Source organism: Halohasta litchfieldiae (genome assembly GCF_002788215.1).
Lineage (GTDB): Archaea > Halobacteriota > Halobacteria > Halobacteriales > Haloferacaceae > Halohasta > Halohasta litchfieldiae.
This window is the reverse complement of sequence record NZ_CP024845.1, coordinates 2,019,740-2,038,251: the sequence shown is the minus strand read 5'-3', so window position 1 is coordinate 2,038,251 and position 18,512 is coordinate 2,019,740. Positions and strand designations below refer to the sequence as shown.

23 protein-coding genes are annotated in these 18,512 nt (G+C 61.2%); 11 read left to right on the top strand and 12 right to left on the bottom strand.

Annotated elements, in window-relative coordinates; genetic code table 11:
* Positions 1-18: 18 nt before the first annotated feature.
* From HALTADL_RS10365 to HALTADL_RS10345, 5 genes are all read right to left on the bottom strand, one after another.
* On the bottom strand, positions 19-1,638 hold the full coding sequence (locus tag HALTADL_RS10365; protein ID WP_089671912.1) for a sensor histidine kinase: 1,620 nt from the start codon (positions 1,636-1,638) through the stop codon (positions 19-21).
* Positions 1,639-1,779: 141 nt separating this feature from the next.
* The gene (locus HALTADL_RS10360; RefSeq protein ID WP_089671910.1) at positions 1,780-3,087 is read right to left on the bottom strand and encodes a hemolysin family protein; all 1,308 of its coding nucleotides are present in this window, start codon (positions 3,085-3,087) and stop codon (positions 1,780-1,782) included.
* Positions 3,088-3,151: 64 nt separating this feature from the next.
* Positions 3,152-4,423 carry a beta-propeller fold lactonase family protein gene (locus tag HALTADL_RS10355; protein WP_089671909.1) on the bottom strand — a complete coding sequence of 424 codons (1,272 nt, stop codon included), beginning with the start codon at positions 4,421-4,423 and terminating at the stop codon, positions 3,152-3,154.
* 45 nt (positions 4,424-4,468) lie between these two features.
* Entirely contained in the window at positions 4,469-4,954 is a 486-nt protein-coding gene (locus HALTADL_RS10350) for a dihydrofolate reductase (RefSeq protein WP_089671907.1), read from the bottom strand.
* A 48-nt stretch (positions 4,955-5,002) separates the two neighbouring features.
* Entirely contained in the window at positions 5,003-5,272 is a 270-nt protein-coding gene (locus tag HALTADL_RS10345; protein ID WP_089671904.1) for a winged helix-turn-helix transcriptional regulator, read from the bottom strand.
* Between the two features lie 144 nt (positions 5,273-5,416).
* Between HALTADL_RS10345 and HALTADL_RS10340 the strand changes: the two genes are divergently transcribed.
* Complete coding sequence (locus tag HALTADL_RS10340; protein WP_089671902.1) at positions 5,417-6,442, top strand: matrixin family metalloprotease; 1,026 nt, start codon at positions 5,417-5,419, stop codon at positions 6,440-6,442.
* Positions 6,443-6,480: 38 nt separating this feature from the next.
* Here HALTADL_RS10340 and HALTADL_RS10335 read toward each other — a convergent pair whose 3' ends face one another.
* A complete protein-coding gene (locus tag HALTADL_RS10335; RefSeq protein ID WP_089671901.1) occupies positions 6,481-7,059 on the bottom strand; it encodes a 2Fe-2S iron-sulfur cluster-binding protein in 579 nt (192 codons plus the stop codon).
* A gap of 50 nt (positions 7,060-7,109) precedes the next feature.
* Entirely contained in the window at positions 7,110-8,009 is a 900-nt protein-coding gene (gnd, locus tag HALTADL_RS10330; RefSeq protein WP_089671899.1) for a phosphogluconate dehydrogenase (NAD(+)-dependent, decarboxylating), read from the bottom strand.
* 196 nt (positions 8,010-8,205) lie between these two features.
* On the opposite strand from gnd, the gene HALTADL_RS10325 reads away from it, so the two are divergent.
* From HALTADL_RS10325 to HALTADL_RS10305, 5 genes are all read left to right on the top strand, one after another.
* Positions 8,206-8,973: a hypothetical protein gene (locus HALTADL_RS10325; protein WP_089671897.1), complete on the top strand. Its 768-nt coding sequence runs from the start codon at positions 8,206-8,208 to the stop codon at positions 8,971-8,973.
* 30 nt (positions 8,974-9,003) lie between these two features.
* Positions 9,004-9,480, top strand: coding sequence for a PaaI family thioesterase (locus HALTADL_RS10320; RefSeq protein ID WP_089671895.1), 477 nt, complete (start codon positions 9,004-9,006; stop codon positions 9,478-9,480).
* 94 nt (positions 9,481-9,574) lie between these two features.
* Complete coding sequence (locus tag HALTADL_RS10315) at positions 9,575-9,967, top strand: 30S ribosomal protein S6e (RefSeq protein WP_089671894.1); 393 nt, start codon at positions 9,575-9,577, stop codon at positions 9,965-9,967.
* 34 nt (positions 9,968-10,001) lie between these two features.
* Positions 10,002-10,439 (top strand): DUF7112 family protein, encoded by a 438-nt coding sequence (locus HALTADL_RS10310; RefSeq protein ID WP_089671892.1) that lies wholly within the window; start codon positions 10,002-10,004, stop codon positions 10,437-10,439.
* 64 nt (positions 10,440-10,503) lie between these two features.
* Positions 10,504-10,935 (top strand): DUF5807 family protein, encoded by a 432-nt coding sequence (locus HALTADL_RS10305; protein ID WP_089671890.1) that lies wholly within the window; start codon positions 10,504-10,506, stop codon positions 10,933-10,935.
* A 37-nt stretch (positions 10,936-10,972) separates the two neighbouring features.
* Here the strand turns inward: HALTADL_RS10305 and bioB are convergent, their stop codons facing one another.
* Positions 10,973-12,043 carry a biotin synthase BioB gene (gene bioB / locus HALTADL_RS10300; protein ID WP_089671889.1) on the bottom strand — a complete coding sequence of 357 codons (1,071 nt, stop codon included), beginning with the start codon at positions 12,041-12,043 and terminating at the stop codon, positions 10,973-10,975.
* A gap of 239 nt (positions 12,044-12,282) precedes the next feature.
* Here bioB and HALTADL_RS10295 point away from each other — a divergent pair, with 239 nt between their 5' ends.
* The gene (locus tag HALTADL_RS10295) at positions 12,283-12,756 is read left to right on the top strand and encodes a hypothetical protein (protein ID WP_143054131.1); all 474 of its coding nucleotides are present in this window, start codon (positions 12,283-12,285) and stop codon (positions 12,754-12,756) included.
* A 9-nt stretch (positions 12,757-12,765) separates the two neighbouring features.
* On the opposite strand, the gene HALTADL_RS10290 is transcribed toward HALTADL_RS10295, so the two are convergent.
* Both HALTADL_RS10290 and HALTADL_RS10285 read right to left on the bottom strand, forming a co-directional pair.
* Positions 12,766-13,986: a DHH family phosphoesterase gene (locus HALTADL_RS10290; protein ID WP_089671885.1), complete on the bottom strand. Its 1,221-nt coding sequence runs from the start codon at positions 13,984-13,986 to the stop codon at positions 12,766-12,768.
* 95 nt (positions 13,987-14,081) lie between these two features.
* A complete protein-coding gene (locus tag HALTADL_RS10285; RefSeq protein ID WP_089671883.1) occupies positions 14,082-14,534 on the bottom strand; it encodes a universal stress protein in 453 nt (150 codons plus the stop codon).
* A 93-nt stretch (positions 14,535-14,627) separates the two neighbouring features.
* Between HALTADL_RS10285 and HALTADL_RS10280 the strand changes: the two genes are divergently transcribed.
* Positions 14,628-15,077, top strand: coding sequence for a universal stress protein (locus tag HALTADL_RS10280; protein WP_089671881.1), 450 nt, complete (start codon positions 14,628-14,630; stop codon positions 15,075-15,077).
* On the opposite strand, the gene HALTADL_RS10275 is transcribed toward HALTADL_RS10280, so the two are convergent.
* Complete coding sequence (locus HALTADL_RS10275) at positions 15,069-15,617, bottom strand: GNAT family N-acetyltransferase (protein ID WP_089671880.1); 549 nt, start codon at positions 15,615-15,617, stop codon at positions 15,069-15,071. The two genes, HALTADL_RS10280 and HALTADL_RS10275, sit on opposite strands and share 9 nt — an antisense overlap.
* Positions 15,614-15,982: a universal stress protein gene (locus tag HALTADL_RS10270; RefSeq protein WP_089671879.1), complete on the bottom strand. Its 369-nt coding sequence runs from the start codon at positions 15,980-15,982 to the stop codon at positions 15,614-15,616. Before HALTADL_RS10270 ends, HALTADL_RS10275 begins: the two co-directional genes overlap by 4 nt.
* Positions 15,983-16,094: 112 nt before the next feature.
* Here HALTADL_RS10270 and HALTADL_RS10265 point away from each other — a divergent pair, with 112 nt between their 5' ends.
* The 3 genes from HALTADL_RS10265 (at position 16,095) to HALTADL_RS10255 (ending at position 18,493) form a co-directional block, all read left to right on the top strand.
* Complete coding sequence (locus HALTADL_RS10265; RefSeq protein WP_245708398.1) at positions 16,095-16,838, top strand: DUF5806 family protein; 744 nt, start codon at positions 16,095-16,097, stop codon at positions 16,836-16,838.
* Positions 16,839-16,929: 91 nt separating this feature from the next.
* Positions 16,930-17,247, top strand: coding sequence for a hypothetical protein (locus HALTADL_RS10260; RefSeq protein ID WP_218143658.1), 318 nt, complete (start codon positions 16,930-16,932; stop codon positions 17,245-17,247).
* 100 nt (positions 17,248-17,347) lie between these two features.
* Positions 17,348-18,493 carry a helix-turn-helix transcriptional regulator gene (locus tag HALTADL_RS10255; protein WP_089671878.1) on the top strand — a complete coding sequence of 382 codons (1,146 nt, stop codon included), beginning with the start codon at positions 17,348-17,350 and terminating at the stop codon, positions 18,491-18,493.
* The last annotated feature ends 19 nt before the right edge of the window (positions 18,494-18,512 follow it).

Genomic DNA, 18,512 nt, shown 5'->3' with positions numbered 1-18,512 from the left:
GTGTCGCCTACTCGGCGGCTATGTCGTTGTGGAGTTCCCAGCTCGTGTTCTCGGCAGTGTAATCTCAATTGTAGTGCCAGCATCAGTGTCCGGGATGCGGAGTGAGCCATCGTGTCGACGGATGATCCAGTTGACCAGCCAGAGACCGAGTCCACTACTGTGTTGGAGCGGGGTAATCTCCTTCGAGCCGGTTATGACCGCGGCCTCGTCGGGGTGAATGCCCGGCCCGTCGTCGGCGATGCGAAGCGTGGCGCTGTCGGTGGTCGTCGTGAGCGAGATTCGTGCGACGGGATCGGTGCCGCTGTGTGAGGCGACGTTTTCGAGTAGCTCCCCGATGGCAAACGAGAGCGTCTCGCCACCCTGAACGCTTACTCGTTCCGGCGTATCAAGCGTCACCGTTAGCTCGGGGGAGTCCGCAGTCACCTGGTCGATCCGTTCGGTCAGCAGTGCCACGAGGTCGACTGACTGATCCTCGACGGCGGTCGGATCGATCAGTTGCTCAGTGAGTCGGACCCGGTCGGCCGTCGACAGCACGCTCGAAATGTTGGCTTCTATCGTCTCGGCGCGTCGACGCTCCGCGAGCGTCTCTGCCTCGCGTTTGATGTCGGCAGCGTAGCCGACCACGACGTTGAGTTCGTTGCGAAGGTTGTGTCTGAGAAACCGGTTGAGGACGAGCAACATCTGCTCGCGGCGAGCCAATGTCGTCGAGAGGCGGTCGAGCGCGCTGCCGATCCCCTGCCACTCGGTCGCGCCGCTGAACTTGATGTCATCGTCGTAGGTGCGGGCTTCGAGGTTCTCGATCCGGTCGTGGAGTCGCTCTGTATGCCTGATCTCCGACTGGTAGATCCAGATGCCGAACCCGGTGATCGTTCCGATGAGAAGCACCGACACAAGCAGATGAATCCCACCCAACCGACGGAGGTCCCCCCTGATTGCTGCCGCGTCGTAGTGACTAGTTACGACCCAGTTAGTCGTCGACAGTGATCGGGTTGCGGTCGCACTCTCGGCGAAGCCACCGGCGGTCGAATACAGGATCGTCCCGTTGCTGGAGACGGTGACACCGGTCTCGTTGCCGCTCGTCCCAAGCGGCCTAAAGAGGTCCGTATCGGTGAGGTCGTAGGCCGCAGTAAGCCCGCCGATAACCGCGCCGCTGTTGTTGCGGATCGGCGTACTGATGACGATGATGTGGTTGCCGGTGTCAGCCAGAAACGGATCACTAATGTAGCTTTCGCCGGCCAACGCACGCTGGACGTAGCGGCGATCAGTGAAATCCTCACCGAGAACCGCATCGCGGCTCTCGTTGTCGACGCCCGCAATCGAAACCATTCGTCCCTCGCGGTCGACGACAGAGGCCCCACTGAACGTCGACTCCTCGACGAACGCCGACAGCGTTGCTTGCTGCTGTGGGTCGCCGTGATCCCTGAGTAAGGGGTTGGTGGCGGCGAGTTCGACGCTCCGCTGTTGGTCGGCGAGTCGGCTGTCGAGCATCGCCACGGCCGTCTCGGCGTTCTGCTCGGTGGTCTCGCTGACGTCCGTCCGAATATCGCTCCGATAGCTCTCGAAGGCACCCACCAGAACGCCAGCAGAAACCACCGTCACCAGAACAAACACCAGCAGAAACCGATATTTGATCTTCATTTACAGAATATCCCAGGTAGAGAACCATTCACAATAACCAATAATAAAACAGATGGACAGCAGCAACCGCGACGAGCTATCGACACTGGCTCGAACAGCGATCCAATGACCGATAACGAGTCGTCGACACCCTCTTGATCATCAGGTCGCGTCGGTGTCCTTGGGAGTGGTCGTCGCTGCGGCTTCGCCGACTGAATCTATGTGTGGTTCGGTCCAGTCGAGCCGAACCCGCCGGACGCGTGTTTCGGTGGCATCCACCACGGTGATGACGACGTTGCCGAGTTCGACACGGTCGTCTTCCTGCGGGAGTCGACCCTTATGGTGAGTCACGAGTCCGGCCACGGTCTCGAAGGCACCCTCGGTTGGGAGTTCGATGCCAAGCGAGTCGTTGGTGTAGGCGACAGTTGCCCAGCCGTTGACCACAGCCGTATCGCTGTCGACAACACGAACCGGATCGGTTTCATCGTGACTGAAGATCTCGCCGACGACCTCCTCGACGACGTCTTCGAGCGTTGCGAGGCCGACAACTGTGCCGAACTCGTCGACGACAACGACCATCCGGTGGCCCTCGACCTGCATCTCGGTCAGCAGTTCGTCGACCGGTTTCGTGCTGGGGACGAACCGTGGCTCTGTCATACTCTCCGAGAGCGACCGTCCCTCCGCTCGGGCTCGAAGGAGTGACTGGAGGTCGACAACGCCCTGAATGTCGTCCCGTGTCTCACCGAACACCGGGAGCCGAGAGACACCCTTCTGCCAGCAGGTCTCGATTGTCGTCTCGAGGCTGGCCGTCGACGGGACGGCGACGATAGCCGTCCGGGGAACCATTACTGCACGGACGACTGTCTGTTCGAGATCGAGAACGCTTCGGATCATCGCCCCCTCACCGGTAGCAAGCACACCCGTCTGTTCACCGCTGAGGACGATCGTCTCGATCTCCTCCCGTGACAGATAGGATTCGATCCCGGACTCACCGCCGGTAAATCGGTTGACTGCAGCGGTTGCGACTTCGAACACGTAGAGGATCGGTCGAAGAAGCCGCTGGATGAGCTGGACTGGTCTGGCAACACGGAGTGCGTGGCGTTCGGCGTTGGCGACGGCGTAGGATTTCGGGGCAATCTCACCGAAGACGATTACGAAAAAGCTCGTGACGATAGTCGACCCAGTGGCTGCCTGTCCCGAGGACATGTACTGGATCAAGACGGCGGTCGCAACGCTTGCAGCAGCGATATTGGCGACGTTGTTGCTGACGAGTGCGGTCACAAGGAACCGGTGGGGGTTCTCCCGAAGCGCCGCAAGTGCCTCACTACCGGGCGTCTCCGACGCAACGAGACTGTCAATGCGGTGTTTGGCGACCGAAAAGACCGCGAGTTCGCTGCTCGAAAAGAACGCACTGATACCGGTCAACAGCACGATGGCGGCGATGCCAAGAAGCGTGACAGTAAGGGCCATACGTATGTATCGAAGACAGGGGTCAAAAGAACCCGGACAGCCACCGAACGCGGTCCCCGGTCGGTTAGTCGCGCTCTAACTGGTGGCCACAGGCACACTCCCCGATGCAGTAGGTCGTCTCTGCGGTCGACGCAAACACACCCATCTGAGCCAATTTCGCCAGCAGCGCATCGGTGTTGTCTGACTGGGGCCGAACCGTGGCCGCAGTCGCCCCGTAGGGGCTGTCACCGACTGCAATCGTGTCCGTGATCTTCCGGCTCGCGTGGTCGACCACAGCCACCTCGTTGGTCGTCTGAACTGGGACATACAGTGTTTCCCGCGCTGGGTCCCACGTGCCGACGAACGCCGAGCCACCGACGTCGAGTCGGTCGGTGACCTCGCCAGCTGTGAGGTCGACGACCGAGATATCGTTTGTGCCGGGCGTGAAGACGTAGCCCACCTCGGATTCGGGGCCGATTTCGCTGGTGAGTGGTCCCTCACCCAGTCCGTCGTCGACCGTGAGCCGGGTGATCTCTTCGGGATTGGCTGGGTCACTCGTATCCCAGATGCTTTCGCTACCGGCGTCACCTTCGTTGTGTTCAACGAGGAGTCGAGCACCGTCCCACGAGATCGTCCCCATCCACGGCTCGGCGGGAGCCTCGCCAACCGGGTCGACCTCAATCTGGGTTTCGATCTCGAAGGACGGGATGTCGACCACGGTCAGCGTGTCGCCATACAGATCCGGCACGTAGGCGTACTGGCCGTCGGGATGGATCGTCACGTCGCAGGGACCCGGTCCATCGTTGTCGCCGCGGCCACCCTCCGAGGTCCGGTCGATCACGCCGGTCTGCTCGCCAAATGAGTCAGAATCGGGGTCGGCATCCAGACGGTACAGCGTGTGGGCCGGCTCGCGGGCGCTGACGACAAGGTGTTGTCCGTCGGGCGTCTGTTCGAGCCAGTTGGCTCCCGAGCCGGTGTCAAAGCGTGCGGTTTCACTGAGCGAGCCAGCAGAGAGTCCACGGACGCCCCGGTCGACGTTGAGCCACAGGGTGTCGTCGGTGTCGGTCAGTTGGGGCGTGTACTGGTTCGACGGGAACGACGACGACAGCCCCAGATGGGTGGTGCCGACGACCTCGTTGGTTGCGGTGTCGATGAGGCTCACGGTGCCGTCACCGGTATTAAAAACGAACACCGTCGATCCCTCCCGGTTGGGTTCGTCTCCCCCGCCGAGACAGCCAGCAGTTGCGGCGGCTCCGGCAGCAGTCGACCCCGCAAGCACACGCCTGCGAGAGACGGCGTCGACTGGCTGATTGTCGCTCTCGGCGTTCGGATACAGAGTGGGATCGATGTCTGTCATGCTGTGTAATATATAAATCGAGGGTGGTGTCGGCTGTTGGTGGCGCTATTGATCATCGGTTCGGACCCACTCCTGAAGCGTAAATCGGTCGTACTCGGTCTCAGATTCCAGCGTCCACGCGTTGTCGTCCCACTCCGGATAGGAGGTATCGCCTTCGTACTCACCGTGAACGCGGCTGAGAACCATCCGGTCGACATGTGGCTGAAAGAGCCGGTAGATGGCCCCCCCACCGATCACGTAGGCCCGCTCGGCGTCGAACGAGGTGGCGATGTCGACTGCCTTCTCAACGCTTTCGGCGTGATGGGCAGTCTCGGTGTCGAACGACTGGCGGCTTCGACTCAGGACAATTTGGTGGCTCCCCGGGAGATCATCGCGCATCGACTCGTAGGTACGTCGACCGAGGATCACCGGGTCGGTGGCGATCCGCTCGCGGTACTGCTGTTTGTCGGCCGGAATGCTGGGCCACGGGAGTTCGCCGTCATCGCCAATGACGCCGTTGTCGGCGACTGCGGCCACAGAAACGAGTTCCATTGAACTGGTATTTGGGTCCTGTAATAAAACCGTTTGTCACACGGAGTGTTAGGCAGAGGCTGTCGTCTCAAACTGCCCGGGTTCTTCGTCGGTCGACAGCGAGTAGAGCCGTTTGCGGGCATCTTGGATGTAGAGTTCCTCGTCGACAACCCCCTCGTCTTGGAGCGTCGACAGCGCATACCGAACAGTTCGTGAGGGCAACAGCGATTGAGAAGCGATCTGGCCCTGTGTCAACGAGCCCTCGTATTCGAGTGTTTTGTAGACGAGTTTTGCACTCGGTGGCAACTCCTCGAGGGTCGTTCGGAGTGACTCTCTCATTGGGTTTAGTTCAACGGGTAGCATATAAACCCTTGCGCGGTTGTGCATCCCGTCGACAAACCTGCCCCGTCACTCCGTATTCGACCACAGCCACGCTATCCAGATTGTCACAAGACGTTTACTGTATTGGACCCAAGAAGTCTCATGAACCGCCGCCAGTTTCTCACTGCGGGGTCGACGGGCTGTCTGGCCGGTCTGGCGGGCTGTACGGCGCTCGATCTCCCCATTCCCGGCTCGGGCCATCCGTTCGCCGACTCGATGGTCGGCGTTCGGGTCGAGGATCGGGGAACGACGAGCCACGATGTCGACGCCAACGCTCGTGAGGTCTTGGATTTCTGGGCCACCGAGAGCAGCCAATACGTCGACTTCGACATCGGCTTCGACATCGTTGCTGAGCAGCCGGATATCGTGCTGGCCTACGTCGACAGCTCCGAGGACTGCAGCGGGGTCGAAAACTACAGCAGCGACGTGTTGGGCTGTGCGCCGCTAATCCGGCCGGAAAACCGGATCTCTCGGCCGGTGACCGCCTACGTCGTCGCCGCCGAGCGACCGTTCGGCTCGATCCGAACGACCGCCAAACACGAGATCGGTCACATTCTGGGGCTTGGCCACGACGACGAGCCGAAATCGATCATGTCGGACCAACCGGCAGATCGGATTCCGCTGTACGAGATCCGGGTCGACAGCTGGGAGACCGTGGTCGCAGGCTACGAACAGGCCGCCGCTGCGGCCCAGCGTCTCAACGCCGGGATCAACGCGTGGATCGGCGAGAGCTACGACACCGCCGTCACCGAGTTCGGTGCAGCGAAGACTGGCTTTGTCGCCGCCCGCAGCGAGTTCGAGACCGCACGTGAGCGAACAGGCGATCTGGAGGCCGAACCACCGCTTGAGACCGTCGACCTCCCGACGCTCCGAGAGGGGTTTGAGAGCCAGTACAATCGAATGACTGCAGCACGAGACGTGGCTGCCACCATGGCCGAAGCCAGCGAAGCCGCCGCCGATGACGATAGGTCGACCGCCCAGCGACTGGCATCGGAGGCCAACGAGCGCCTCGGAGAGTTCCACGCAATCACCGCCCCCGAGAGCCGGACGTTCGCCGTTGCTCTCGGCTTAGTTCAGGGTGTCGACCGGGAGGATACAGGGATGACTGTCGGAGACGGCGATATCTGAGAGAGCCGCAAAAACTGCGTGGCGATCAGCGCGTTCAGCTACGGTGCTTCGTTGGTTTCGAGCGTGAAGTCGGTGATGGGGTAGGCAACACAGGTCAACATGTAGCCCTCCTCCATTTCGGCATCGGTGAACGTTTCCTGCTCGTAGTGGGTCACGTGGTCTTCGGCCGGACCATCGGGGGTATGGGCCGCACAGGAGACACACTGGCCCTGTCGACAGGCATACGGGAGATCGAAGCCTTCGTCTTCGGCTTTGTCGAGGATCGTCTCGTTGCTGGCGACCTCGATGGTCTCGCCCTCCTTGGAGAGTTCGATATCGAAGTATTCGACCTCGTCTTCCGGCATATCGGCCGGGCTCTGAGCCTCTTCTTCGGCCTCTTCGAGTTCGGCACCCTCCTGGCCGCCCTCACCGACAGCGGCGACCGCGCCGCCACCGCCGCCGAGCGAGCGGTTCATTGGCTCGGGGAAGCTCGTCTCCGGCACGGTGGCCGCCCGCCGGTCGAGAATCTCTTGAGAGATGTCGGCGTTCGACTCCCAGCCGGTGCCGTTGATGAAATGCAGCACCGCGATTACGAGCACCACACTCGAGGCGATGCTGACCGCCACTATGTCAACCATGTGTGGGCGTACGGAATCGGGGTTTAATTACGTTACGAGAACCGAGCGAATCAGTCGTCCTGCCGAGCGACCTCGTGTCGACCGAATCCGTAGCGGAGCCGATTGGCCAGTCGACGAGAGAATCGGCCCTCGTTGCGGCTGTCGAACCGCTCGGCCAGCGCCTGATAAATAAGCGGGATCGGGACTTCCTGTTCGAGTGACTCTTGGACGGTCCAGGTGCCCGTCGAGCCGCCAGCAATGTAGTCCTCAACGTCGCCGAGATCCGATCCTTCCAGCTCGAAGGCTTCCTCACAGAGTTCGAGGAGCCACGAGCGAATCACCGCGCCGTTGTTCCACGTGCGGGCGACCGTTTCGAGATCCAGATCGTACCGACCGTCGGCCAGCAGTTCGAACCCCTCGCCGTAGGCCTGCATGAGAGCGTACTCGACGCCGTTGTGGACCATCTTCACATAGTGACCCGACCCTTCGGGGCCCATGCGGTCGTGGCCCGCGGGACCGGTGGCGACCGCATCGAAGACGGGCACGAGTTCGTCGTAGGCCCACTGTGGACCGCCGATCATCAGTGAAAATCCTTCCTCGGCGCTTGCGGGGCCACCGCTGGTCCCACAGTCGAGGTAGGCTGCCGAGCAGGCTTCGGCGCGCTCCAAGGATCGTTCGAAGTGGGAGTTCCCGCCGTCGACCACGACATCGTCGCTATCGAGATGCGGATCGAGATCATCGAGCGTGGCGTCGACCGCTTTCCCTGCGGGCACCATGAGCCACACGCGCTTGTCGTCGCCGAGTGTGGCAGCCAGATCGGCGACCGACTCGGCAGGCGTTGCGCCTGCGTCGGCCGCAGATTCGACGGCCTCGTCGTCGAGGTCGAAAGCGACCACGTCGTGGCCAGCCTCCAAAGATCGGTCGACAACAATCTGTCCCATCCGTCCAAGGCCGATAACGCCCAGTTGCATACTCGCCCCGAGACAGTACGGTGAGGTATGGGTTGTGGTTGCGACTGGTCCACAGCAAGTCACCAACCAGCGGCTGTACTAACCGAGCAGGCAGGCCATGAGGGCTGCGTCGACTTCGCATATAAATAGTCGGCCATTTCTCAACAGGTGGGAACAGCCAAGGTCAACTATATACCCGTCAGTAAGTGGGTGGCATATGGATCTCGACGCGATCATCGGGCGAACAGAGGCATCTCGACGGGCACTGATACGGGGGGCGGTCGTCGGAATCGCCGGACTAACCGGGGTGACGACCGCACGGACGGGCGGTGAGGAGGTAATAAGTTATCTCAAAGACGACCGCAACGACGACGAGGAGCAAACCATCCAATCCGCCGAGGTGAGTGGTAATCTGGATGAAGGCGGAGACGGCGGTGATGGAGAGGGAGATGACGGGTCACGAACGAAGGAGGTCGTCAGTCAGGTCGACCTCACCGAGCGCGACGGCCGAGTGACGCTCCGGCTTGGAGCCTACGAGCGTGTGGTCGCCGATTTGAACAAGGCAGATGGCAACTCGATCGGCCGGTCGGCCTGGCGCGTCGACGGCGCGCGAGCCGCACGCAGTGGCGTCTCCTTCCGGGCACGAGAAGGCGACACCGTGCAGATCACGCTCCAGAACCCGACGCCGATCCCGTACAGTCTCTCGATTCGTACCGACGACGGCGACGGCAACCGCGTCCGGGCCGACGGTCGTGGCATTACTGTCTACGGTGGCGGTGTCGAGACACTCGTCCTCGACGAACTCACACAGGGCGAGTACAGCTACGAAATCGAAACGCTCACCCGCCCCATCGAACCGCTCGCCGGGCGACTGTTGGTCGACAGCCCAACCGACGATAGCAAAGATGACAGCAACGCAGACACCAAAGCTGACGACAGCAAACCCGACACTAATCCAACCGACAACAACTCGACTGACGCCTAGCTACTTGCCGCGGCAGTCCAAGCGAACTGTATGAGCGAGGGCATTCCGGCGGCCGCCGTCGACCAACTTCGGACCGCAATCGAGGACGAACACGGCTATCTCTCGTGGCTCGGTACTACCGTCGACACGGTCGAAACAGGGCGAATCGTGCTATCGGTTCCCTACGACGAGAAGCTAACCAACACGACCGAACCGCCGACGGTCCACGGTGGTATCGCCGCAACGCTGGCCGACACCGCGGGCGCACTCGTCCAGCGAACTGTCTTTGAGGACCCCGAAACCGGCGGTATCGCCACGATCAATCTCAACATTAACTATCTCGCTCGGGTGACAAACGAGCTCACTGCCACCGCAGAGGTCGTCCGGGCGGGCGGTTCGGTTGGCGTCAGCGAGATGCACATCGAGAGCCCGACCGACGACGGTGGCACCGAAACCGTCGCGGTCGGCCAAGGCTCGTTTCGGCTCTACCGCGACGGTCGACCAAGCGAGTTTCACACGGGGGAGTAGGCGGTGACTACGCGAATTTAGGCTGTGCGTACGCCGGATTCGGGCCGAACCTGCTTTCGACGTGCTTTTTATTGCTCATCGAGAGAGATTACGTATGGCAGATTTCACAGTCGTCGTCGCCGACCCAAACGATGGGTCGACATATCAGCGTGATGTAGACGGACAGGACGCAAACCGCTTCCTCGGCCGCGATATCGGCGAGGAGGTCGACGGTGGGGCAGTCGGACTCGACGGCTACACCCTCGAGATCACCGGTGGCTCTGACGAGACCGGTCGACCAATGCGAGAGAACGTCCCTGGCTCGAAGATCAAACAGCTCCTGCTCGACGGTGGCGTCGGCTTCAAGCCGAGCCGCGAGGGCGAGCGCAAACGGATCACGGTTCGCGGTCGACAGGTTTCCGACGAGACCGCGCAGGTCAACGCCAAGGTCATCGACAGCGACGAGGGCGTCGCCGAGGCCCTCGGCGAGAGCGACGACGACGAGTAACGACGCGCAGTCTCCCCGCGTTCAATAACTACCTATGAGCAACCGCCTACCCAGCGACAGTGATACCGTCGACACCGACCGCGCCGAACTCGTCCGGCTCGGCAGTGCGCGTCGACAGGGCATCCGACTTCCCGACTCCGTGAGCGAGCAGCTTTCGGCTGGCGATTCGATCAGACTCGTCTTCGACGGGACCGAGAATCACGCCGAAGTTGCCGCGGATACGCGCGGACTACTGGTTCGCGGCGCGTACGACAACAAACGGCTGGCTCGGTCGACCGGCGAGGGCGACAACCGACTCGCGGAGTGGCTCCGCGAGTTGGGTCGTGAATCGGGCAACAGCGTCGAGTTCGATACCGTGGTAGAGGGCGAACAGTACGGCCTCCGCGCGCCCGGAGACAGGGAAGTGTATACCGTCAAACAAGGACCACGCTCTTCGCTATCTTCGATTGCCGACCAACTCGACGACGAGTAACGACACATCGCACAGCGTCGTCCGAAGTGAGAGTCCATATACGGATGGCGACCGGAGAGCGGGTATGGAGACACTGGATGAATTTCTCGCGGGCGAGCGGCTCGAAGACGTAGCGATCTACATCGACGATAGTCAACTCGGAGACGATCACAACCTCGGTGAGGCGGGCAAAACCGTCGACTCCGGAATTGTGCTGGTCATCCCCGGCGAGGCGGGTCGCAACGCGTTCCAACAGGCGACCGGCATCGGGGCGATGGAGTTCGCCAAGGAGGCGATGGGCCGTGACGGCGACATCGAGTCGACGCTCGCTGGCGGGGTCTGTCCCGACGACGAAGACGGCGAGACTCACAATATCGAGTTCGTCCTGTCGTTTGCGGAGGCTCAAAACGAGGAGGTAGGCGGTCTCTACGAGGAGGGAGACGTAATTCACGCCTACGCACACTGTTCCTGTGGCGTTAATTTCAGCCAGAAGTGGCTCGCTGGCAGTCGAGAGTAGACAGAGAATAGACAGTCGACAGTAGGCGCTCACTAACTCAGTCGTCGCTCGATTCAGGCGTCGACTGACGGGCTTTGACGGCCTCGGGATCGAACTCGTTTGCGTCCATGTTCGGCCGGAGGCCAGCCTGCTCGATGACTTCGATATCAGTTCCCGCCGACTGACCCTCTGTCGTGAGATAGTCGCCGGTCAGAATCCCGTCGGCACCCGCCTCAAAGGGGAGTTGTTGTTGATCTTCGGCGAGGTTGACCTCCCGACCGCCGGTGATCCGCACGCGAGCAGTGGGATGGAGCAGTCGGTACACCGCAATCGTCTTGATGAGATCGGTGGTCGAAATCGCGGCCGTCTCACGATGGCCGAGCGGGGTTCCGTCGACCGGGTTGAGGATGTTGATCGGGAGAGAGGAGACGCCGATCTTTCTGAGTTCGAGGGCGGCGTCGACGCGGTCGGCTGGCGTCTCGCCCATCCCGAGGATGACGCCCGCACAGAGATCCATCCCGGCGTTCTTGGCTCGGCGGAGCGTTTTGAGTCGGTCCTCAAAGGTGTGGGTAGAGACGATCTCCGAGAAGTAGCGCGGTGAGGTCTCGATGTTGTGGTTGTAGTGGTTGAGCCCCTCGTCCGCGAGAATCTCGGCTTCTTCCTCCGTGAGGAGGCCAAGACTGGCGTCGACCTCGACGCTCGTCTCGTCGCGGATGAGTCGGACCGCACGAAGTACGTTGGCCCACTCGTCGGGCCGTTTTTCCTTACTCACTCCTTTCTCGGCGACGACAATGCCGAACCGCTGGGCTCCGTCGCGTTCGGCGCGTTTAGCGGCGTCCAGGATCTTCTCAGGGTCCAGCAAGTCGTGCGTATCGATCCCGGTATCGAAATGGGCCGACTGGGCACAGAAGCCACAGTCCTCGGCGCAGTTGCCAGCTTTTGCGTTGACGATGCTACAAGCGTCGACGGTGTCGTCACCGAGCGTTGCCCGAACCGAATCGGCCGCCGCGGCGAGGTCGTCGACCGGCTGGGCTAAAAGTGCAATCGCGTCGGTTCGGTCGAGGTGGTCGCCGTCGAGAACCCGACACACAGCGTCGTCTATCGTCCGGTTTCCTGTCTCGTAAACCACATACACACATTATGTTTACGACACAATAAGTGTCAGGGAGACAGCGTCTGGTTGGTCGACAACGGCTACTACTACATGGTCGACGATCATCGACTGAACCAAGCTGACATGCTATACCATCTACAACCATACAGTACCGTCAAATGGTAAGTGACGGTAAATTTATACATTCGGCCGGCATTTAGTGTACTGACGAGAGCTGTACGATAACCAATCGACGTTCAACCAGATTCCCTCCAATGAGTACCTCAAACCCGCTTACAGCGATGTTTGGCTACCAGCGAACCGCCTTCGAACAGACGCAAACGGCTGTCTTCGAATCCATCAAACTCCAGCGAACTGCGGTCCAACAGTTCGCTGACGCGCTCGAAACTGGCAAACAGCTGCAGACACACGGCAACGAGCTGAAACGTACCACCCTCCATGCCTATGTCGATGCTATCGAGCAGGCCACTCCCGAGGCCGACCTCACAGGGTTCCACGAGATCGTCGACGAGGGTATCGACGCGCTCGAAGATGGGTATGAACAAAACTGGGATGCAGTCATCGAAGGTATCGAGGAACTCGAAGCGATGAGCGATAGCTACAGTGAGACTGTCGACGACTCCTTCGACAGCTTCCTCGACGCCCAAGCACAGATCGAGGACAACACAGCAACGATTGTCGACCAAGTCGAATCAGTGGTTCCCGACGAGCAAGTAGCCGCCGACTAACCGTCCTCCCTACTCCGCAGTCGGTTCGTCTTGTTCTGCTTCGTCTTCTGCTGCCACATCTTCGGCAACACGTCTGAACGCCGCCAAAATGACGCGTTTGGTCGTCTCGCCCTCAGTCGTCCAGTGGTAGGCGTAGTCCATCATATCGTCGTAGATGTCGGGTTTACAGCCCGCGGCTTTGGGGTGGCCACCGCCTTCGACCTGCCGGGCGACCAGATGGGCCTGCTCGAAGGTCTCGCTGCCACGGATACTCGCGCTGCCGGATGGTTTGACGATCACCGCGGCGTCGGCACCCGCCTCCTGAAGCCCGTCGGCAACCTCGTTTTGTGAACACCGACCGTAGGTGACGCCGACCGTCCACGGGCCAATCGATTTGTAGGCGGCTCGATCGACCGCCAACTCGATCAGTTGTTCCTTCTCGACCCGACGGTGAGCGATGTAATCTTCGACTGACTCCGGGAGGTCCGCCCCGTAGGCACCGACTACTGCGGCATACTCCTCGGCTGAGGTCCAGTAAGCGTAGTCCGCGAGGTCCTTGCTTCGCGGGTCCTCGTTGAGCCACAGATCGTGGTCTCGCGTTACCTCAGCGAGGTCGGTAAACCGCTCGTCGAACTCGTAGTCCAGCGAGCGCAGGGCGACGTCGGTGCTACACTCCTCGTCGGAGTCGCCGACCACGAGGTCGACGCCCGCCTCGCCGACCGACTCGGCGACTGCTTCGGGCCACTGGTGGTGGTCGTACCACGAGACGCGGTCGCTCCGCTTGCGGATGGTTTCGACCGACTCGGCAATCGGTTCGTACTCGTCGGGGGCAATATCACAGATGAAGACGTCGACGCCGGTTTCGGCGTAGTCGGCGACATATTCCAGCGATTCGGTCAGCGAATGTGGCCCCGCGGCCAGCAGTGCGACCGACGACTCCGGCTGGTCCTCGTCGTCTTCGTCCTCCTCGTCATCGGATTGGTCCGCTTCAGAGAGCCGATTCTCGATCTCTTCGAGGAAAGGGTCGACATCGAGAGCGGCATCGTACATCTCCCGAACCAGTGCGATACAGCCCAGTCCGTCAGCATCCGAATCGGTGACGACGACAGCTTCTGCACCCTCGATTGCTTCGCGTGCCCGTTCCTCGGAGCGGTCTTCGTCCAGCGAGTCGGGATAGAAGAATCCGGTTCCCGGAAGCAGTGATCGGCGTCGAAGCGGCAGGTTGCCGCTTTTGATGAGTTGTTCGTCCATACGGAGTCCAGAGAGCCGACCGGGAAAACTCTCGTGTGTTAGCCTCGGCCTACTCGGCTCACCCCAGTTCAGGGTTTCGGCGTCGGCGGCTCGGCCTAGGCGTCGACAGGCTCGGACTCGCTTGTCCCCTCTAACTGCCGGACGGTCAACACCGGCACCGGACAGGTCCGAACGACGCGTTCGGCAACACTACCGATGAGGAACCGGTTTTCACCGTGTCGACCGCGGGTGCCGGTCGCAACCATATCGGCGTCGATCTCGACGGCGTAGTCGCAGATTTCAGTGGCTGGACGGCCCTCACGGACAGCGGTTTCGACCGAGCGGTCGGTCGAGTCGGTAACCGTCGACAGCGCGTCGTCGGCCTGTTCGGCGAGGGCATCCTGTAGCTGATCGCTGACCGCCGCGGGCGAGGAGTCGACCTCGTCGGTGTCGACGACCGACAACGCGTGGACCGTCCCGTCGAAGCGGTCGGCGAGATCCAACGCTACCGCAACTGCCCGACTCACACTGTCGGAGCCGTCGGTCGCAATCAGGATCGTCTCGAACATATCGCGTCGTTTGGTCGCCCGTGATATAAAACGCGACATCTCGACCGAGGACAGAAGGGAGCGTTTTAGGTAGCCTCCGCATAACCCACTCGTATGGCGGAACTCGAAGTCGACCTCGTGGTCGTCCCGATTGACGGAAGCGAGGAGTCACGGACGGCCGTCGAGTACGCGGTAACAGTCGCCGACCAGTACGACGCGTCGGTCCACGCGCTGTATATCCTCGGAGAAACGACCGTCCGGGCAATCGACCGCGGCGCAGTCGCCGAAGAGGCTGTCGCCGACGACACTAAAGCCTTCAGCGAAGCCGTTACCGAACTCGCCGCAGAGGCCGATGTCGACCTCGCGACCTCTATTGCGGCTGGCTTTTCGACGGACGTCAAAACGCTCCATCCGGGCGGCGTCGTCCTCGATACGGCCGAGCAACTCGACGCGGATTTCGTCGTCATGCCGCGCGAACCCACAACGGATGCCTCAAGCGACGTGTTAGAAACGGCAGCCGAATACGTCCTGCAGTACGCGAGTCAACCGGTGCTGTCAGTCTGACTGGTCTGCGAGCTGGATCGCCATCTCAAGTTCGAAGCTCTCGGCACCGGTCGTCTCGAAGCCGACCTTTTTGTACAGTGCGACGGCCGCATGGTTCCAGCGCTCGACGGTGAGCCAAACCTTTGTTATGCCGTGACTAGCCCCGTAGCCGAGCAGCGATTCGATGAGGTGGGTACCGATGCCCGCCTCTTGATAGGGCTGCAAGACGAAAATCGCCAGTTCACAGTCCTCGTCACCGTCGGGAACCAGCGTCGAGTGGCCCGCGGCGGTGTCGCCGTCCCACGCGATCACGTTCAGGCAATCCTCCGAGAGGATGCTTTCGAGCCACGTCCGGATGCGCGACTCTCGGCCCGGTGGGATTCCCTGCGCGCGGTCGGAGGGATCGAAATCGGCGTACATCTCGACGAGCGCATCGAACTCCGCCTCGGAGCCGTCGTAGGGTTCAATTACGATCTCGCGGTCGTCGCGGTCGACGAAGTCGACGGGCGGTACTTCGAACGGTCCCGAAATGTCATCAGGGAAGCGACGATCAGCAGTCATCGGACAAGAGTCACCGTCACGTGTGAGTTCAGGAGGACGAACTCCGCGGTCTGATTGATCTTGATCTTCCCCATTGGGCTGGTCGTACTGCCACCCAGCACGATCTCGTCGAACCCTTCGGATTCGGCGATATCGACCAGCTTGCTTCCCGGCTCACCCTCCACGTGACGGATGTCGACCGAGAGCTCAGTGTCCGAAACGGCCGATTCCACGCGGCCTTCAAGTTCATCGCGGTCAGCGTCGGTCCCCTCGGAGTCGACGATAGCGATGGTGAGATCGTCGCCCGCAACGACCGCCCGGTCGACGGTGCGTTCGAGCGCACCGAACGAGCCATCGGTGCCGCCGATGCCCAGTAAAACCTTCATATACGGAACCGTTGGAGCGACTGCTGAAAAACGTTGTCTGTCGACTCACAGGAATTCCTGCCGAGGAGTGAGGCCACACAACCCTTTTGAGGTGGCCGTTCGCAGCATGCGTATGGATGACGATGCCGCGAGTTCGACCCACGAGACGGTCGACACAGACCGGGATGAGGTGGTCGACGATGCGGACAAGGCCGACAACGGGGCGACCAATGAGACCCCAGTCGACGACCGTCAGTCGGATGCAGCGACCGACAATCAGTCGGAGACGGTCGACGAGGCCGAGACAGCCGACAGCGTCGACAGCACCGAGAGTGCCAACGAGACGGTGCCCGCAGACGTCCGCAAATACGAGCGGTTTACCAAAATGGACGGCGCGCAGTACGACCGGGTCAACGAGTTCCTCCGGGACCGAACCTACATCACCGCCCGCGAGTGGGCTATCGCCCGACTCTGTGCGGATTTCCGCACCGAAACCGGCGTCGAGATGACCAAAATCGGTGAAAACCTCCCGCGGCTCATTCCCTTTATGACTGATACGTATACGCCGCAGGCGGTCAATCAGGCCCGCTCGTCGTTCGAGGGGAAGGTAACCAAGGCCGGCTCGACGTTCCTCTATGGGGCGATGAGTGGCTTCTTTACGGCCGAAGAGCTCGACGATTTGATGTACGAGGTTACCGAGATCGCAAAGTTCCTCTTGGAGGTCGAGGGCGTCGATCTCGCCGTTGAGGACGAACTCGACGCCGAAGAGCGCATCTCCTCGGTGATGCGAGAGGTCAGAGCCGAAAGCGCCGAACTCCGGGCCGAGGAGGTCGAGTGCCCCAACTGCGGCCACAGCCACTCGCCGGACGCGTCCTGACCAGCGACAGCGTGACTGACACGTTCGTTCCGTCGACTCTCATGGTAGCCCCCCAGAATTTTGATGAGGCGAGCAGCCGAACGTCAAGTGCATGGCATTACTAACATCCGAATCAGAGTCTGGTCCGGTCGCACAGGCCAGCGAGTCGACGACCGACACCGAGGCGAAACCCAAATCCCGTGGAGCCGATATCGCATTCATTGCATCGGCAGCCTCCGTGTTGTTGGCGTGGCACCAGTTCTATCTCAAGGGCAACAAAACACGAGGGCTGTTTATCGGCCTGTGGCCGCCGACCATCCTCGCGTTCTCCAGCTACCTCAACCAGAAGGCGATCCTCGACAAACTCGACCAGTCGCTTTTGAGCACGCCCGGCGGCTTCGAGTCGCTCCGCAAAATGATCGTCGAATAGGCCCACAACGCCGGGGGAGAGCCTGTTTAGATCGACACCGTGTGGCAGGCATGTCAACGTCATAGAAAGCGTTTTCCGCGGCGGCTGTGAGTTGCCAAATATGCGGTCCGTCGCCCTCTCAGTCGTCTTCATTGTGCTCCTCTCACTGGGCACCAGCCCGATTGTTGCCACGGGTATGGTCGGGCCCAGTGAGAGCCTCAGCACTAGTAGCGACACCTCAGCCGCCGAAGGAGTCCCGGCCATCGAGACCGGCGGGGCGACGACACAGCTGTCGGGCGAGCAGTCGACACCATCGACGACGTTTACGATCAACCTTCAGGCCGACCGGAGTGCCAACTGGGTTGTGACTGTCGAGTACCAACTCACCAATGAAACCGAACGCGAGGCGTTCCGAGAGATCGCCACCGAGTTCGAAGACGGTACCGCCACCGGCAGCCCGGATATTTCACTCTACGAGAATATCGCTGGCATCTCCAGCGAACAAACCGGGCGGGATATGGAGATTCGGTCGGTCGAGCGCTCCAGTAGCCTCCGTGGGGATGTCGGCACGCTCGAACTCTCCTTCCAGTGGACCGAGTTCCTCTATGAAGATGGCGAGAGGCTTGTTTTCAATGACACGCTCAGCACACCCGATGGCAACTCGTGGCTCACCTCGTTGAGTGAGAACCAAGAGCTTCGCATCACGACGCCCCGAGGGTATGCGATCACGAGTGCGAACGTCGGTTTTTCGGACAACACGGTCGTCATTGCCGGTCCCCATACGTTTGATTACGAGGATCACATTCAGATCATCTTAGAGCCGTCGTTTGGCCCATCGTGGGGGCTGCTCGGGGCTGCAGTCGTTATCGGCATGGGAATCATCGGTGGCGCGCTCCTGTTGCGCCGCCGGGAGGTCGACGAGAGCCCCGGGATGGATGCAAACGGCGGCGTCGACACCGCCTCCAACGAGCAACCGGCCACCGAGCCGGAGCCGGGCGAGCCAGAACCCACCGAAGACCTCTCGCTGCTGGCCGACGACGAGCGCGTGCTGAGGCTGCTCGAACGCAACGGCGGCCGAATGCGGCAGGCCGACATCGTCTCGGAGACCAAATGGTCGGATGCCAAAGTCTCACAACTGCTGTCGTCGATGTCTGACGACGGCCAGATCACGAAGCTCCGCATTGGCCGCGAGAACCTCATCTCGTTGCCGGGCGTCGACGCCCTCGATGGCTCAACCGTCGAGGACGACGACACCGAGCGGCGCTGACTCCCGGAGGTCGCTGTTC